The organism is Rhodococcus sp. NPDC003383, from assembly GCF_053589115.1.
In genome coordinates this window covers 83,994-98,769 of sequence record NZ_JBSFRG010000025.1, presented here as the reverse complement: position 1 = coordinate 98,769, position 14,776 = coordinate 83,994, and the positions used below count along the sequence as shown (strand labels likewise).

The following is a 14,776-nucleotide window of genomic DNA, read 5'->3' as shown; positions in this document are numbered from 1 at the left end:
CCGCGGTGGTTTTCCTGGCGCTTACGGGTTCGGCTCTCTCCTAAGGCGCCTGCGGCGCCGGTGTGCCTTTGTGGCGGTCGGAGGCGCCACAAAGGCACACCGGCGCGGAGCGCCGCTCCACGTGCCGGCACCGCCCGGGCGAGGCAATCGGCAGCTCTTCGCCCCGATCCCGGTCGTCTCGTTCTCGAGCACGGAACTCACCTCCGCCGGCCGTCTCCCCCTCGATCCCTGCGTCCGGTGCCAGGGAGCACGCGCGGCACATGCTCGCACCCGCCCACGGCCGGTCTGTGAGCGATTCCGGCCGTCCGGTCGCGGTGTGACCGCACGTACACCACTCGGCTCCGCAGCCCGAACGCAGCTGTGGAAAACTCGCCGGGGTGGGTACTAGCACTGGAATCACCACGCGCGGCCGGTTGGCGTTGCGCGCGGCGAAGGCAGCCGCGTGGGCGTCGCAGAAGGCCGGACGCGGCAAGGGCTCGATGATCGGCGGGCTGATCGCCCTGAAGATCGATCCGACGCTGATGAAGCAGCTCGGTCACGGCCGGAGAACGGTGCTCGTCACCGGCACCAACGGCAAGTCCACCACGACCCGCATGACCGCGGCCGCGCTCGCAACTCTCGACGACGTCGCGACGCAGCCGGACGGGGCGAACATGGACGCCGGCATCGTCTCCACCCTCGCCTCGAACCTCACCGCGCCGCTCGCCGCGATCGAGGTCGACGAGCTGCACACACCGCACGTCGCCGACGCACTCGATCCGCAGGCGATCGTGCTGCTCAATCTCAGCCGCGACCAGCTCGACCGCGTCGGCGAGATCAACATGATCGAACGCAAATTGCGCGCGGGTCTGCAGCGTCATCCCGATGCCGTGATCGTCGCGAACTGCGACGACGTCCTCGTCACCTCCGCGGCCTACGACAACCCGAACGTCGTGTGGGTGGCGGCGGGTGCCGGCTGGGCCAACGACTCGGTCAGCTGCCCCCGCTCCGGCGAGCCCATCGTCCGCGACGGCGACCACTGGTACAGCAGTGGCTCCGATTTCGCTCGGCCCCAGCCTCATTGGTGGGTCGACGACGAGAACCTGTACGGCCCGGACGGGCTGGTGCTGCCGATGAAGCTGACCCTGCCCGGTCGCGCCAATCGGGGCAATGCCGCGCAGGCGGTCGCCGCCGCCGTCGCGCTCGGCGCCGATCCGGCCGAGGCGGTCGCCGCGGCCTCGATCGTCGAAGAGGTCGCCGGCCGGTATTCGACGGTGCAGGTGGGCCCGCATTCGGTGCGCATGCTGCTGGCGAAGAACCCCGCGGGCTGGCAGGAAGCGCTGTCCATGATCGACCCGACCGTCGACGGTCTCGTCATCGCCGTCAACGGTCAGGTGCCGGACGGCGAGGATCTGTCGTGGCTGTGGGATGTGCGGTTCGAGCACTTCGACGGTGTGCAGGTCGTCGCGTCCGGTGAACGCGGAACCGATCTCGGGGTCCGCCTCACCTACGCGGGCGTCGAACACACACTGGTGCCGGATCCGTTGCGCGCCATCGCGTCCTGCCCTCCCGGCCGGGTGGAGGTACTCGCCAACTACACCGCGTTCCGGGATCTGAACACTGCGCTCGCGAAGGGATCTGCACATGCCTGAGTCGACCGTGCGCATCGGCCTGATCCTGCCCGACGTGATGGGCACCTACGGGGACGGCGGCAACGCCCTCGTGCTGCGGCAACGTCTGCGGATGCGCGGATACGACGCCGAGATCGTCCCCATCGGCCTGGAGGATCCGGTGCCGGATTCGATGGACCTGTACACACTCGGCGGCGCCGAGGACTCGGCGCAGCGGCTCGCGACCCGGCACCTGCTGCGCTACCCGGGCCTGCAGCGCGCCGCCGAGCGCGGCGCACCGGTGCTGGCGATCTGCGCGGCCATCCAGGTGCTCGGCCACTGGTACGAGACGTCGGCGGGCGAACGCGTCGACGGTGTCGGCCTGCTCGACGTGACCACCACACCGCAGAAGACCCGCGCGATCGGCGAGATCGTGATCTCCCCCGCCGTCGAGGGCCTCACACAGCCGCTCACCGGATTCGAGAACCACCGTGGCGGAACGACTCTCGGGTCGTCGGCGCGGGGCCTGGGCCGAGTGACCCGCGGCGTCGGCAACGGTGTCGGCGACGGCCTCGAAGGCGCTGTGCAGGGCTCCGTGTTCGGTACGTACCTTCACGGCCCGGTGCTGGCCCGCAACCCGGAGTTGGCCGATCTGCTGCTGGCGCGCGCGCTCGGCGTCGACGCACTGGCACCGCTGGATCTCCCGGAGGTCGAACAGCTGCGCCGCGAGCGCCTGCGGACGAACTGACCGGACCGGTTCAGCCCCGGCCGCCGACGTGCTCGACGACGAGTTCGGCGAGCGCTTCGGGGACCTCGTCCGGGATCCAGTGGCTCACACCGGGCAGTGTCTCGAACCGGAACGGGCCGGTGACCCAGCGACCGCTCGCCGCGGGGCCGGACCGTCCGATCGCGAAGTCGCCGTCGCTCCACACCATCAGCGTGGGCACCGGCACCCGGCCGACGGCCTCGCGCGGCGACCACACCGACAACGCCCGATACCAGTTCAGACCTCCGCGCACCGCGGCACGATCCGCCAGTCGCGCCGCGTCGCGGGCGGCGGCATTCGCCGGCTGACCGCTGCGCCGCAGCACCCGGCGTGCCGTCTTCTCGTCGGCGAACAACCGCTCGGGCAGCCCGGGCAGCTGGAAGAAGAGCATGTACCAGGATCGGAACAGCTGCAGGCTCGTGCCCAGCGCCCGGACGAACGCGGCGGGATGCGGCACCGACACGGCGGTGAGCGACCGCACCAGGTGCGGATGACGGGCGGCGGTCGCCCACGCGACGACCGCGCCCCAGTCGTGTCCGACCACGTGGAGCGGCCGCCCGATCCGGTCGATGAGCGCCGCCGTGTCGGCGACGAGTTCGGACTGCCGGTAGTCACGGCGCCGGCGCGGGCGCGCGCCGGGCGAGTAGCCGCGTTGGTCCGGTGCGATCGTGCGGTACCCGCGGGCGTGCAGCAACGGTGCCACCCCGTCCCACGAGCGGGCGTCCTGCGGGAATCCGTGCAAGAGCACTATCGGTTCGCCGTCGAGCGGTCCGTGGTCGCGGACGTCGAAGGTCAGTCCCGCCCTGCTGAACGATTCGATGCGCTCCGGCACCCGGCCCCCCGTTGCGATCTGTCCCCGAACCGCGAACTGCCCCTGAACAGGGGTTCGGCCCGAATATTCGCTTTACGCGAACTCCGGGCCGGATCTCTGCTTCACGAGCCTCTGTCGTCCTCGGACGTCTGCTCGATTCGCACCAACGATGTTACGCGCGTCACAATCGAGAGCGCAAGTGCATTTCCGGCCGCGATCGCCTGATCGGCCAGCGCCGACACTTCCGGTCGTTGCACCAGCTCGCGCACGGCCGTGACCGGGGCGAAGAGCCACTCGACCGTGCCGACGATCTTCTCGACGCCGACCAGCGTCGCGTCGACCCTGTCGATCGAGCCACCGAGGCGATCGACGACGGTCTCGAAGTCCCCGAGCCTCGAATCGAAGGAGGCGAGCACCCGGTTGAACTCGTCGAGCGATGCCGCGATCCCGCCGGAGACGTCGTCGATCCGAGCGATCGTCGCGTCGGCGTTCAGCGCTGCGGCGGTGAGACGCCGCAGCCGGCTCGGATCGTTCGGCCTGGTCTGATCCACCACGTCGGCTCCCCCTCCCCCCGCTCACGGCTCTCGCCGTGGGCTGTCACTTCGCGTCGGCACCGTCCAGCAGCCACCGGTCGCCATCACGCTCCAGCGTGATCAGGAACCGCGTCGCGTCGGTGCGCCCCTCCGGCACGGCCACGTTCTTCACATCCTGGTCGAGGAACACCAGTACCGTCGCGCGGTCGCCGTCGACGGTTTCGACGGCGGCGTGATCGGCGCGCGCGACCGAGCTGCCCTGTCCGTTCTCGACCAGCGACCGCAGCTCGCCGGCGACCGTGTTGTACTTCGCCGCGAACTCGTCCGTGGAGATCTCGGTGACCGCGGCGATCGAGGCGTCGAAACCCTGGAAGTCGTAGGTGCCCAGCGTGATCGCGTACTCGCGGGCACTGTCGAGTGCCTCGGTGCGCAACCGGTCCGCCGACTCGGCCCGCCACCACAGCACGGCGAAGGTCCCGGCGGCGATCGCGAGCACGAGAACCAGGCCCCTCACGATCCACTGCCGGCCCGAACCGGCCTTGGTCGACGTCCGCTCGGGAACCTCGATCGCTTCGAAAGGTGCTGTCACCTCTGGAGCCTTGCCGTCCGACGTATCCGTCGTTGCCATCAGTCGCGCAGTCCTTCCAGCGATTTCCGCCGTTTCTTGAAACTCGACACCGGGGGCAGCGGTTTGACCGCTGCCCCCCCGGTCCGGACACGATGCCCCTGTCGTCGTGTTCCGAAATCCCCCCGACCATCCCCCGACCGGGGGCACACGGCTCCCCCCGCCATGTGCCCCCCAACTCGACCGTCAGCCCTGCACGACGGCCGAGAGTCCTCCACGCAGTTCGTGCTTGACGACCTTGCCGCTCGCGTTGCGCGGCAGGGCCTCGACGATCACCACTTCCTTCGGGTGCTTGTAGCGCGCCAGGTTCTCGTCGAGGTACGGCTGCAGTTCCTCGATCGTGAGATCGTCGGCGCCGGGAGCCAGTGCGACGACCGCGACCGGAACCTCACCCCACTTGGCATCCGGACGGCCGATCACCGCGGCCTCGAGCACCTTCTCGTGGCCGTACAGGACGTTCTCGACCTCGGCGCAGTAGATGTTCTCGCCGCCGGAGATGATCATGTCCTTCTTGCGGTCCACGACGTAGACGAAGCCTTCTTCGTCGACGCGCACGAGGTCGCCGGAGTGGAACCAGCCGCCCGCGAACGCATCCGCGGTCGCAGCCTCGTTGTTCCAGTACTCGCGCATCATGGTCGGTCCGCGGTAGACGATCTCACCGACCTCGCCGGGCGCGACGTCGTTCATCTCGTCGTCGACGACGCGAGCCTGGATCGTCGGGATGACCTGGCCGACGGAACCGAGCTTGCGAATCGCGTCCTCGCCGTTGAGAACACACGTGATCGGCGACATCTCGGTCTGCCCGAACACGGCGACGTTCGACGCCTCCGGGAAGGTCTCGGCCATGGCCCGCAGGATCGTGTCCGAACTCGGTGCCGCTCCCCAGGAGATGTTGCGCAGCGAGAGCTTGCGCGGATTCGCCTGCTGCGCAGCACACATCGCCTGCCACTGCACCGGAACGAGGAACAGACTCGTGACTTTTTCGGCCTCCAGGACGTCGAGCAGCGTGTTCGGGTCGAACGCGCCGACCGGGTAGATGACGGTCGTCTGACCGAGCATCAGACTCGGGGCCATCGAGCCGAGCGCGGCGATGTGGAACATCGGCGACGCACAGAAGCTGATCGTGTCGTCACCGAAGTTGTGGAATGCGCGGATGCAGGTGAGGGACTGTGCTTCCATATTCGAGTGCGTCAGCACCGCGCCCTTGGGCCGGCCCGTCGTTCCCGAGGTGTACATGATCAGCGCGGGCGTGTCGTTCGGAATATCCAGGGGCTCGTGCGCTTCCCCTTCTTCCGCGACGAGATCCTCGTAGGCCACGGCGTCGCCCTGCGGGTCCGCGCCGACGGTGACGACCAGGTCCAGGCCCTCCGACTGCGCACGCGCCGCATCGGCGAGCGGGACGAGCGGTCCCTCCACGACGATGGCCTTGGAACCGGAGTCCGCGATGAGGAATGCCACCTCGGGCGGCGTGAGCCGGAAGTTGACCGGTACGGCGATCGCGCCGAGCGCGTTCGCGGCGAGCACGGTCTCGAGGTACTCGGGGCGGTTGAGCATCAGGATGATGACGCGGTCGCCGAAACCGACGCCGCGCCGCGACAGTGCGTCGGCGAGCTTGTCGACCCGCTCGTCGAGCTGCGCCCAGGTGATCGACTCACCCTGGAATCGCAGCGCCGTGCGCTCGGGGATCATCAGGGCGTGGCGGGCGACCTGGTTGTTCCAGTTGTTGTTGCGGAAGCGCGTGGACTCCGAGCGTGCGGAGGTAGCGGTCATCGACTGTTCCTCTCGAGGGGACGGGGAGCGAACCGGCGAGGTCGGCACCGTTACGTTGTGACACACATTACAGATGCCGAGGGGTCTGCGCCAGGCCCTTTGTTAACGTGGATTCTCGAATTCTTCGGACGTTCACGGGCACGTGATTCCGGAGGAACTGCGGCCCGCAGCATCTCGTAATCCGCTGGCCAGAGCGGTGTGCGCCGGTAGCGTGGGCCGCCGGAGCACACCGCGAACCAGCGGTGACAAGTGCATCGTCGGTCGTCAGGCGAAACGCGGGGGTCGCTTCTGCAGCATCGCGGTGGCACCCTCGAAGAAGTCCGCGGACGTCAGCAGCTCCGTCTGGCCGGCCTTCTCCCGTTCGAGTGCCTCGTCCAGCGCACCGAGCGTCGCTGCGTTCAGCGCCTGTTTGGTCAGGGCCAAGGCGCGTCGCGGTCCCGCCGCGGTCCGTGCCGCGACCGTCCGGACGTGGTCGAGGAGCTGATCGTCCGGCAGGGTCTTCCCCACGAGACCGAACCGGTCGGCGTCCGCCGCGGAGACCCGGTTGCCGAGCAACGCCATCTCGGCTGCACGGGCCCGCCCGATCGCCGCCGGGACGAGCAGGCTCGACCCGCCGTCCGCCATCAGGCCGACGTTGACGAAGGAGAGGAAGAAGTACGCGCTCTCGGCGGCGTACGTGAAGTCTGCGGCGATGGCGATCGACACCCCGAATCCAGCGGCCGGTCCGTTGACCGCCGCGATGACCGGAACCGGCACGGTGGCGATGGAGCGGATCAATGCGTTCGCGGTGTCCATCGTGACCGCCGGATCGGACGGGTTCTCCGCTCCCGCAGCCAGATCCGCGCCGGTGCAGAACGCCGTGCCCTCGCCCGTGATGACAATTGTGCGGACGTCCGGATTCTCGCCCGCCGCGTCGACGGTGTCTCGCAGGGCGCCGATCGTGGCGAGATCGACCGCGTTCATTCGCTTGGGCCGGTCGATCGTCAGCCACAGAACGTTGTCGATCAGCTCCGACCGCAGGCCCTGCACGGCCGCCTCACCGCCGCCGGTCATGCCTGCACCGCCGCCGGATCGAGGAAGCTCGTGAGGCGACCTGCGATGATCGATTCCGCCTCCGTGACCATCCGCTCGACGAGCTCAGCCACGGTGGGGATGTCGTCGATCAGGCCCTGGCACTGCCCGGCGGTCCAGATGCCGGCGTCGATGTCGCCTTCCTCGAAGACCTTGCGACCCCGGGCGCCCGCCACCAGGTGCTGGATGTCCTTGAATTCGGCTCCGCGGGACTCGATCTCGACTACCTCGGCGCTGACCACGTTGGCCGCGACCCGTGCGGTGTTGTGCAGGGTGCGGAAGATCAGCTTCGTGTCGAGTTCGCTGTTCGCGACGATCTGCTCCTTGACCGCGTGCGCGACGGGCGACTCGACGGTGCACATGAACCGGGTCCCCATGTTGACGCCGTCGGCGCCGAGTGCGAGTGCCGCGACGAGACCGCGGGCGTCGGCGATACCGCCGGAGGCGATCACCGGAATCCGGAGCTTGCGGGTCGCGGCGGGGATCAGCACGAGGCCGGGCACATCGTCCTCACCGGGGTGGCCGGCGCACTCGAAACCGTCGATGCTCACCGCGTCGACACCCACCCGCTCGGCCTTGACGGCGTGGCGCACGCTCGTGCACTTGTGGATCACCTTGATGCCGGCGTCCTTGAAGAACGGCAGGTGATCCACCGGGTTCGACCCGGCGGTCTCGACAATCTTGATGCCGGACTTGATGATCGCCTGCCGGTATTCGGCGTAGGGCGGCGGCGTGATCGACGGCAGGATCGTCAGGTTCACGCCGAACGGCTTGTCGGTGAGTTCGCGGGTCCGTGCGATCTCGCGCACCAGATCCTCGGGTGTGGGCTGGGTGAGGGCGGTGATGAATCCGAGCGCCCCCGCGTTCGCCACCGCGGCGACGAGTTCGGCGCGGCCGACCCACATCATGCCGCCCTGAACGATCGGATGCTCGACGCCGAACGCCTCGGTAAATCGGGTTCTCACAGGTCCTCCCGGGATCCGCGCAATGTCGTCGGAAGGGCGGGGACGCACAGCCCGCCCGTCACTAAGTCTGAGAATCGTCATTAACTTTGATTCTCACCTCGCGCTTTGTCAATACGTTGTGTACTGCAGTTTTCCCGAAGTTCGGGTGCTTCCTGATGCTGTCGGGCGTGGAGTAGGATTGTTACCTTAGAGACAGAGACCCCGAACGCGAGGAGGCCCTGTGGCCGAACAGGCACAGGTCGAGAGTCGCCCGAGCCGCACCCGCGCAGCCGACGATTCCAACCGGCCCGCACCCCGGCGCCGCCCGAAGAACCGGAAGGCGCAGATAGCCACGGTCGCGGCCGAGGCGTTCAGCGAACGCGGATACCACGGGGTCAGCGTCGACGAGATCGCCGCGGCCGTCGGCATCTCCGGTCCCGCGCTCTATCGGCACTTCCCCAACAAGTACGCGTTGTTCCTGCACGCGGTGACCGCACTGACCGAGGCTCTGCAGGCCGCCGTGGCCGCGCCCGATCCGGACTCCGACGCCGCCGGACTCGGTCCGCAGGACGAACTCGACCGGCAGCTGCTCGCGACGATCCGCACCTCCATCGACAACCGCCGCACCGGCGGTCTGTACCGCTGGGATCGGCGGTACCTCACGAAGGAGGACCGCGCCGAGATCGACCGCATGATGCGGGACATCAACAGCCGCATCGGCGAGACGATCGCCGGGGTCCGGCCCGGCCTGGCCAGGTCCGACTACGTGCTGCTCAGCAGCGCGGTGCTCAGCGTCATCGGCTCCATCACCGCCCATCGGGCTCCCCTCGCGAGCCGCCGGCTCGAGCAGCTGCTGCTCGGCGCGTGCCATGCCGTGATCGGCACCGAACTCGAGCCGGACGAGCCGCAGACGGACGAGCCCACGCGGGGTCCGGGACTCGCGGTCGCCAACCGGCGTGAGGTGCTCCTGCGCGAGGCGATCCTCCTGTTCGATGCCCACGGGTACCACGAGGTGAGCATCGAGGAGATCGGTGCGGCCGCGGGTATCAACGCCTCCGGCGTCTACCGGCACTTCGCCAGCAAGGCGGATCTGCTCGCCGCGGCCTTCCACCGGGCCGCCGACCGGCTGGCCGTCGCCGTCGGTTCGGCGCTCGCCGAGTCCACGACTCCGTCCGAAGCGATCGACGCGCTCACCGAGGTCTACGTGCGATTGGCGTTCGAACGCAGCGAGCTGATGTCGGTGTACTTCGCCGAGATCGGGAATCTGCCCGACTCCCATCGCGCGGACCTTCGCAACGTGCAGCGGCTGCACGTCGACGAGTGGGCCCGCCTGGTCGGTGAGGTGCGGCCCGAACTGTCCGCGGTCGAGTGCCGTTTCCTCGTCCACGCGGCCCTCAATCTGGTCCTCGACAGCGGCCGGCTCGTGCGATTCGATCCGGCTCCGTCGAACCTGAAGCGCGTGCAGCAGTTGATGCTTGCCGTCCTGCTCGGCGACAACACCGGGCAGGCCGGCGCATGACCCGCACCGCGACCGCGGCGGTGCTGCGCGCGCACGGCAGCGCCCCCGCCCTCGAAACCGTCACCGTCCCGGACCTGCGCCCCGACGAAGTGCTCGTGCGCATCGCGGGCGTCGGCATCTGTCACACCGACCTCACCGCCGCCGACGGTGGTGTTCCCCTGCCGCTGCCCGCGGTGCTCGGGCACGAAGGCGCCGGCATCGTCGCCGAGATCGGCTCGGAGGTCACCGAACTCGCGGTCGGCGACGCGGTGGTCCTCGGATTCGACTCGTGTCGTACGTGCCGCAACTGCAGCCGCGGTCGACCCGCCTACTGCACCCGGTTCGCACCCCTCAACTACGGGGGCCGCCGACCCGACGGCAGCACCACGATGCACGACGCCGCGGGCGAACCCGTCCACGGCAACTGGTTCGGGCAGTCGTCGTTCTCGTCGCTGGCGGTCGCGACCGCGCGCAACGCCGTGCGCCTGCCCGACGACGTGCCGGTGGCGCTCGCGGGGCCCCTCGGCTGCGGCCTGCAGACCGGCGCCGGCACGGTACTGAACACGCTGCGACCCGAGCCCGGCTCGTCGATCGCGGTGTTCGGGCTCGGTGCGGTCGGCATGGCCGCGATCGCGGCGGCGAAGATCGCCGGATGCACCACGATCGTCGGAATCGATCCGAATCCGCGGCGGCACGACGTCGCGGGGCAACTGGGCGCGACCACCGTCCTGTCCCCGGACGAGAACACGGCGCGACGAATCCGCGAACTGACCGGAGGCGGAGCCGATTTCGCGGTCGAGTCGGTCGGGTCCGAGACGGTGATCCGGCAGGCGCTGTCGTCGCTGGCCAGTCCCGGAACGTGCGCCACGCTGGGCCTGCGCGCGGGACGCAACCCGATCACCGTCGACCAGACGCACCTGCTCAGCGGTCGCACCCTGACCGGGGTCATCGAGGGTGACAGCGATCCGCACGTGTTCCTGCCACAACTCGCCCGGTTGTGGCGCGAGGGCCGGTTCCCGGTGGACGCGCTGGTTCGGACGTTCCCGTTCGAGAAGTTCGGCGACGCACTCGCCGCGGTCGAGGCGGGCGAAGTCGTCAAAGCGGTACTGACATTCGAACAGTGAAGGAGTTTGGGATGACGGTCCAGGAGGACGTCGCGGCCCTGCGTGCCCGCACGGATCGCATCGATCCGCGTGAACTCGACGCGGTGTGGGACCGACTCGAACCGGCCACGATCGACGATCTGGTCGGATATCGGTGGCGCGGATTCAGTTTCGACACCGGTCACCACACGCACCAGATGCTGGGCGCGGCACGCTGGTACGGCAAGTCGTTCGCCTCCGCCGAGAGCGCCCAGCCGTTGCTGTGCTACGATGAAGACGGAAACCTCTTCTCCGACAAGGCCACCGGTCGCGGCGGCGCGTCGCTGTGGGAGGTGCGGTTCCGCGGTGAGGTCACCGCGACCATGGTGTACGACGGCATGCCGATCTTCGACCACTTCAAGAAGGTCGACGACGACACGCTGATCGGCGTGATGAACGGCAAGGGCCGGCTGGTCTTCGACAACGGCGAGCACTACTGGTTCGGCCTCGAGCGCGACGTCGCTCTCTGAAACCCGTTGGTGGGGGCCGACATCCGGCCGGACCGGATGTCGACTCCCGTTACCCGGTAGTGCGCGGGACCTCGCCGAGGCGAGCGCAACGTCCGACGATCAGATGATGTGCTTGTCGGCGGCGAAGCGGCGGCGCATGTCGCGCAGGTAGTAGGTCGCCGACAGCTGCCGGATCGGACGGGGCACCTTGACGTAGACGGCTCCGATCGTGGCCATGAGACGGTCGAAGCGGCGCTGGTCGCGGGGACTCCACGGGAGCGCGAACTCGTCCCGGATACGCTGCGGCAGAAGGCCGATCGTGAGGAACCGCTGCAGCGGCATGGCGAGGCGCACCGGCAACGGCGAGTCGCCGCCGCTGAGCAGCACGCGGGTGTACGCGCGGACCTTGTCGTCGACCTGGAGGGTTGAGATCTTCTCGTCCCAGTAGGCGTCGAACTCGGCCCGGGTCGCCGGCCACATCTCTTCCTTGACCTGCAGCGCGGTGCCGTAGACCGCGGACTGCCGGTAGATGCGCTCGGCGTCGGCGTCGGACAGCTTCCCGAAGAAGCGCTCGTACATGTTCAGACCGTTGCGGTACAGCGTTGCCGCGACCCACAACTGCAGCTCGGGATCGAATGCGCTGTAGGTCTCCGAGCGCACCGGCACGTGGGCCTTGTTGACCAGCCGGACGATCGCCTTCTTCTCCTCCTCGGTGCCGAGGGTGACGGCGTAGACGTAGGTCATCGTGGTGCGCAGACGGTCGAGCGGCCGCTGCAGGGTCGTGCTGTGGTCGGCGACGCCGTACCCGACCCCACGCTCGGCGAGCTGCAGCAGCACGGTGGCGCCGGCGCCGAGGAGCAGCATGGACTCACCGACGAAGTCGTTCAGGTTCACCGAGCCGGGCGGGATCGGCGGCACCGCCGCCGGCGTTTCCGGCGCAGACGTTTCGACACGCTCTTCCGTACGGGTCCCCATCGGTTCGTCCTCTTCTCAGCGAAATTCCGAGTGCTACACGGTCACCCAATATTGTGCACGGGTGTGTGCAGATTTCACAAGGGGTCGAACGGCCCTACTCCGCGGACCCGAAACCGACGCGCTCGAGATGCGTCACGAGGCGCTTCGCGGCGTCGTCGAACAGGGACAGGGTTTCGCCTCGCACGGCGTCGCGGTCGCGGGTACGCAGAGCGGCGATCAGGCGCCGATGCGATTCGACGGCCCGCTCGCCCCACCCGATATCCCCTGCGTAGAGGCGGTACGGGGTGTTGCGGGCGGCGCTGCCGAGGAACCAGGCCAGCTTCGGACTGTGCGCGAGGCGGTTGAGTTCCCGATGGAAGACGAACTCGGCATCCGCGATTCGCTCGACGTCCGGATCCCCACCCCGGGACGACGAAACCGCCGCAGCCAGAGCCTGATTGAGCTCGTCCAGGCGATCGAGATCGGCCTCCTTCGCACGATCGACGACGCGGAGAGCCAGCTCCACCGCGATGCGCCCCTGCAACCAGAAGACGTCGGCGACGTCGCCGGACCCGAACGGTGCGACGACGTACCCGCGGTTGGGGACCGACTCCACCATCCCCTCCCCCCGCAGCGTCAGCAGCGCCTCGCGCACGGGCGTGACGCTGACGCCCAGGTCGGAGGCGGTTTCGTCGAGCCGGACGAAGTCGCCGGGACGGAGTTCACCGGACATGATCGACCCGCGCAGATGCGCCGCGACCTCGTCGGACAGTTGCGGCCGTCGCGCCGATCCCGTGCCGCGGGACGTGCGTGTGGGTGCAGCCATCGCCTCTCCTCATCCTTCTCTCGCGCAACGATCCGATCGCGGGCAACAGGCGAATAGGGCGTGGCCGGTTGTCATTTCGCCTTTTCGCGCTCCCGGATCGGGCGAATACGGCCACACCTGCCCACGAGGGGTTGTCGACGCGGGACGCGCAGCCTAGTGTGAAACGCATTACCAGGAATCGCATCAAATATATGTGATGCGCTCGGCCAAGGAAGCGGCGCCAATGACCCAGGAACTGACCCCCACCGAGACGACAGGAGAGGCGGCCACCACGTTCGCCAGCCTCGATCCGCGCAACGGCAATGTGCTCGCCGAATATCCGATCGCCACCACCGCAGACGTCGCCGGCGCGGTCGAACGCGCTCGGACCGCCGCCCGTTGGTGGGACGCTCAGGGCTTCCGCGGCCGCCGCGACTGGCTGCTCGAATTCAAGAAGGCCATCGCGGTGGACGCCGACTCGCTCGCGAGCGTCGTCTCTGCCGAGACCGGAAAGCCGCACGGCGACGCGTTTCTCGAAGTGATGCTCGCCATCGAGCATCTCGACTGGGCGGCGAAGAACGCGAAGAAGGTTCTCAAGGCGCGCAAGGTGCCGTCCGGCCTCGCGAGCTTCAACCAGGCGGCGACGCTCGAATACAAGGCGCTCGGCGTCGTCGGCGTCATCGGGCCGTGGAACTACCCGGTGTACACCCCGATGGGTTCGATCTCGTACGCCCTCGCCGCCGGCAACGCCATCGTGTTCAAGCCCAGCGAACTCACGCCCGGCGTCGGCAAGTGGCTCGAGACCAAGTGGAACTCGATCGCCCCGACCCAGCCGGTCTTCCAGGTGATCACCGGTCTCGGTGAGACGGGCGCGGCACTCGCCCGCTCCGGCGTGGACAAGATCGCGTTCACCGGTTCCGGCCCGACCGCCCGCAAGGTCATGGCAGTGTGCGCCGAAACCCTCACCCCACTCGTCGCCGAGTGCGGCGGCAAGGACGCGATGATCGTCGCCGCGGACGCCGACCTGGACAAGGCCGTGCAGTTCGCCGCGTTCGGTGCCTTCGGCAACGCCGGCCAGACCTGCGCCGGCGTCGAGCGCGTCTACGTCGTCGAGTCGGTCTACCAGCAGTTCCTGGACAAGTTCGTCGCGGCCGTCGAGCGGGCCGTCCCCGGCGGCACGGACGATTCCACCTACGGCCCGATGACCCTGCCGCGCCAGATCGACGTCGTGCGCAGCCACGTCGAGGACGCCCTCGCCAAGGGCGGCACCGCCGTCGTCGGCGGCCCCGAGTCCGTCAAGGAGCGGTACGTCGAGCCGGTGATCCTCACGAACGTGCCGGAGACGTCCAGCGCGGTGTGTGAGGAGACGTTCGGCCCGACCGTCGTCGTCAACAAGGTGCGCGACCTCGACGAGGCCGTGGAGCGCGCGAACGGCACCAGCTACGGTCTCGGCGCGTCGATCTTCACCAAGAGCAAGTCGCGGGGTCGCGCGATCGCCGAACGCCTGAACAACGGCATGGTGTCGGTGAACTCGGTCCTCGGTTTCGCGGGCATCCCGTCGCTGCCGTTCGGTGGCATCGGCGAGTCCGGTTTCGGCCGTATCCACGGTGCCGACGGCCTGCGCGAGTTCAGCCGCCCGAAGGCCGTCACGGTCGAGAAGTTCAAGGCTCCTCTGAACCTGATGTCGCTCGAGCGGTCCGAGCGGGACATGAAGATCTCCGCCGCCATGCTCAAGTACATGCACGGTCGGTGATCGCGTGACCACGACACGTCCGTCCACCCGCCGCACCCGCAAGCCCGCGGTCGCGGCGGTGCCCGC

14 protein-coding genes are annotated in these 14,776 nt (G+C 68.7%); 6 read left to right on the top strand and 8 right to left on the bottom strand.

What is annotated here, in order from left to right:
- The first annotated feature begins 377 nt into the window (after window positions 1-377).
- Together ACWDTS_RS20720 and ACWDTS_RS20715 are read left to right on the top strand one after the other, a co-directional pair.
- A complete protein-coding gene (locus tag ACWDTS_RS20720; protein ID WP_197256944.1) occupies window positions 378-1,631 on the top strand; it encodes a Mur ligase family protein in 1,254 nt (417 codons plus the stop codon).
- The gene (locus tag ACWDTS_RS20715; RefSeq protein WP_197256946.1) at window positions 1,624-2,337 is read left to right on the top strand and encodes a type 1 glutamine amidotransferase; all 714 of its coding nucleotides are present in this window, start codon (window positions 1,624-1,626) and stop codon (window positions 2,335-2,337) included. Before ACWDTS_RS20720 ends, ACWDTS_RS20715 begins: the two co-directional genes overlap by 8 nt.
- Before the next feature lie 10 nt (window positions 2,338-2,347).
- On the opposite strand, the gene ACWDTS_RS20710 is transcribed toward ACWDTS_RS20715, so the two are convergent.
- The 6 genes from ACWDTS_RS20710 to ACWDTS_RS20685 form a co-directional block, all read right to left on the bottom strand.
- A complete protein-coding gene (locus tag ACWDTS_RS20710) occupies window positions 2,348-3,187 on the bottom strand; it encodes an alpha/beta fold hydrolase (RefSeq protein WP_450118936.1) in 840 nt (279 codons plus the stop codon).
- Window positions 3,188-3,288: 101 nt separating this feature from the next.
- Window positions 3,289-3,717 carry a hypothetical protein gene (locus tag ACWDTS_RS20705; RefSeq protein WP_248674254.1) on the bottom strand — a complete coding sequence of 143 codons (429 nt, stop codon included), beginning with the start codon at window positions 3,715-3,717 and terminating at the stop codon, window positions 3,289-3,291.
- 46 nt (window positions 3,718-3,763) lie between these two features.
- Window positions 3,764-4,327 (bottom strand): hypothetical protein, encoded by a 564-nt coding sequence (locus tag ACWDTS_RS20700; protein WP_197256950.1) that lies wholly within the window; start codon window positions 4,325-4,327, stop codon window positions 3,764-3,766.
- 183 nt (window positions 4,328-4,510) lie between these two features.
- Window positions 4,511-6,094 carry a fatty-acid--CoA ligase FadD5 gene (gene fadD5 / locus ACWDTS_RS20695; RefSeq protein ID WP_248674255.1) on the bottom strand — a complete coding sequence of 528 codons (1,584 nt, stop codon included), beginning with the start codon at window positions 6,092-6,094 and terminating at the stop codon, window positions 4,511-4,513.
- Between the two features lie 264 nt (window positions 6,095-6,358).
- On the bottom strand, window positions 6,359-7,147 hold the full coding sequence (locus ACWDTS_RS20690) for an enoyl-CoA hydratase (protein ID WP_248674256.1): 789 nt from the start codon (window positions 7,145-7,147) through the stop codon (window positions 6,359-6,361).
- Window positions 7,144-8,130 carry an NAD(P)H-dependent flavin oxidoreductase gene (locus ACWDTS_RS20685; protein WP_450118935.1) on the bottom strand — a complete coding sequence of 329 codons (987 nt, stop codon included), beginning with the start codon at window positions 8,128-8,130 and terminating at the stop codon, window positions 7,144-7,146. The genes ACWDTS_RS20690 and ACWDTS_RS20685 overlap by 4 nt, the downstream gene beginning before the upstream one ends.
- 220 nt (window positions 8,131-8,350) lie before the next feature.
- On the opposite strand from ACWDTS_RS20685, the gene ACWDTS_RS20680 reads away from it, so the two are divergent.
- Genes ACWDTS_RS20680 through ACWDTS_RS20670 form a run of 3 tightly spaced genes read left to right on the top strand, consistent with a single transcriptional unit; the run spans window position 8,351 to window position 11,219 of the window.
- Window positions 8,351-9,628, top strand: coding sequence for a TetR/AcrR family transcriptional regulator (locus tag ACWDTS_RS20680; protein WP_450118934.1), 1,278 nt, complete (start codon window positions 8,351-8,353; stop codon window positions 9,626-9,628).
- Window positions 9,625-10,731, top strand: coding sequence for an NAD(P)-dependent alcohol dehydrogenase (locus ACWDTS_RS20675; protein ID WP_450118933.1), 1,107 nt, complete (start codon window positions 9,625-9,627; stop codon window positions 10,729-10,731). Before ACWDTS_RS20680 ends, ACWDTS_RS20675 begins: the two co-directional genes overlap by 4 nt.
- 11 nt (window positions 10,732-10,742) lie before the next feature.
- On the top strand, window positions 10,743-11,219 hold the full coding sequence (locus tag ACWDTS_RS20670; protein WP_197256962.1) for a DUF4334 domain-containing protein: 477 nt from the start codon (window positions 10,743-10,745) through the stop codon (window positions 11,217-11,219).
- Between the two features lie 99 nt (window positions 11,220-11,318).
- Here ACWDTS_RS20670 and ACWDTS_RS20665 read toward each other — a convergent pair whose 3' ends face one another.
- Window positions 11,319-12,173, bottom strand: coding sequence for an oxygenase MpaB family protein (locus ACWDTS_RS20665; protein WP_197256964.1), 855 nt, complete (start codon window positions 12,171-12,173; stop codon window positions 11,319-11,321).
- A gap of 94 nt (window positions 12,174-12,267) precedes the next feature.
- A complete protein-coding gene (locus ACWDTS_RS20660) occupies window positions 12,268-12,978 on the bottom strand; it encodes a GntR family transcriptional regulator (protein ID WP_197256966.1) in 711 nt (236 codons plus the stop codon).
- 223 nt (window positions 12,979-13,201) lie between these two features.
- Between ACWDTS_RS20660 and ACWDTS_RS20655 the strand changes: the two genes are divergently transcribed.
- The gene (locus ACWDTS_RS20655) at window positions 13,202-14,710 is read left to right on the top strand and encodes an aldehyde dehydrogenase family protein (protein WP_197256968.1); all 1,509 of its coding nucleotides are present in this window, start codon (window positions 13,202-13,204) and stop codon (window positions 14,708-14,710) included.
- Window positions 14,711-14,776 lie beyond the last annotated feature (66 nt).